This window comes from Nonomuraea sp. NPDC005650 (assembly GCF_040605375.1).
Taxonomy (GTDB): Bacteria; Actinomycetota; Actinomycetes; order Streptosporangiales; family Streptosporangiaceae; genus Nonomuraea.
On sequence record NZ_JBEXCR010000140.1, the window covers coordinates 1 to 1,407 of the forward strand.

1 protein-coding gene is annotated in these 1,407 nt (G+C 65.2%); it reads left to right on the top strand.

The window, feature by feature from the left end; translation table 11 throughout:
• Nucleotides 1-48 precede the first annotated feature (48 nt).
• Complete coding sequence (locus tag ABZS69_RS67050; protein WP_355395674.1) at nucleotides 49-1,368, top strand: IS256 family transposase; 1,320 nt, start codon at nucleotides 49-51, stop codon at nucleotides 1,366-1,368.
• Nucleotides 1,369-1,407 lie beyond the last annotated feature (39 nt).

The window sequence follows — 1,407 nt, forward strand, 5'->3', positions numbered from 1 at the left end:
GGGAGTGTAAGAACAACGGTGTAACTCCTGATCATGGAGGAACGCCTGATGAGTACTGTGATCCAGGCATCGACGGAGATCGACCTGGAGGATGCCCCGGTGGCGCGCAAGGAGCCCAAGGATCAGCAGCCCAAGGAATCGGATCGGGAGCTGGTGGCCAGGCTGGTCGACCAGGCCCGCGCCGACGGCGTGGAACTGGTGGGCGAGAACGGGCTGCTGGGCCGGCTGACCAAGCTGGTGCTGGAGTCCGCACTCGAGGGCGAGATCACTGACCATCTCGGCTATGACAAGCACGAGAGAGGAGCCGGCACCGAGACCGGCAACAGCCGCAACGGCGCCCGCTCCAAGACCGTGCTCACCGATGTCGGGCCGGTGGAGATCAGCGTGCCGCGGGACCGGGACGGCAGCTTCGAGCCGAAGATCGTCCGCAAGCGGCAGCGACGGCTATCCGGCGTGGATGAGATGGTCATCTCGCTGGCCGCCAAGGGCCTGACCACCGGGGAGATCTCCGCCCATTTGGCCGAGGTCTACGGCGCTGAGGTGTCCAAGCAGACCATCTCCACCATCACCGACAAGGTGCTCGATGGGATGGCCGAATGGCAGAATCGGCCGCTTGATGGCGTCTATCCGGTGATCTTCATCGACGCGATTCACGTGAAGTTGCGCGAGGGCCAGGTCGCCAATCGGCCCATCTATGTGGCGATGGCGGTCACCGTCGATGGCGAGCGCGACATCCTCGGGCTGTGGGCCGGCGACGGCGGTGAGGGCGCGAAGTTCTGGCTGCACGTGCTCACCGAGATCAAGAACCGCGGCGTCGTGGATGCGCTGATGGTGGTCTGCGACGGGCTCAAGGGCCTGCCGCAGGCCATCGAGCAGGTCTGGCCGCAAGCCGTGGTGCAGACCTGCGTGGTGCACCTGCTGCGCGCCTCGTTCCGCTACGCCGCCCGCCAGCACTGGGACGCCATCGCCAAGGCCCTCAAGCCCGTCTACACCGCCCCGACCGAAGCCGCCGCGCTCGAGCGCTTCTTGGAGTTCGCCGAGGTCTGGGGCGGTAAGTATCCGGCGATCGTGAAGTTGTGGGAGGACGCCTGGGCCGAGTTCGTGCCCTTCCTCAACTTCGACACCGAGATCCGTCGGGTGATCTGCTCGACCAACGCCATCGAATCGGTCAACGCCCGCATCCGCCGGGCGGTCAAGGCCCGCGGCCACTTCCCGAACGAGCAGGCCGCGCTCAAGTGCGTCTACATGGCGATCATGAGTCTGGACCCGACCGGCAAGGGCCGCAAACGCTGGGTCACTCGATGGAAAGCCGCCCTGAACGCCTTCGCCATCACCTTCGAAGGCCGCTTGACCCCGACCATCCGATAACTAATCAAGATCGAGATACACCGTTAGCTGGACACACCC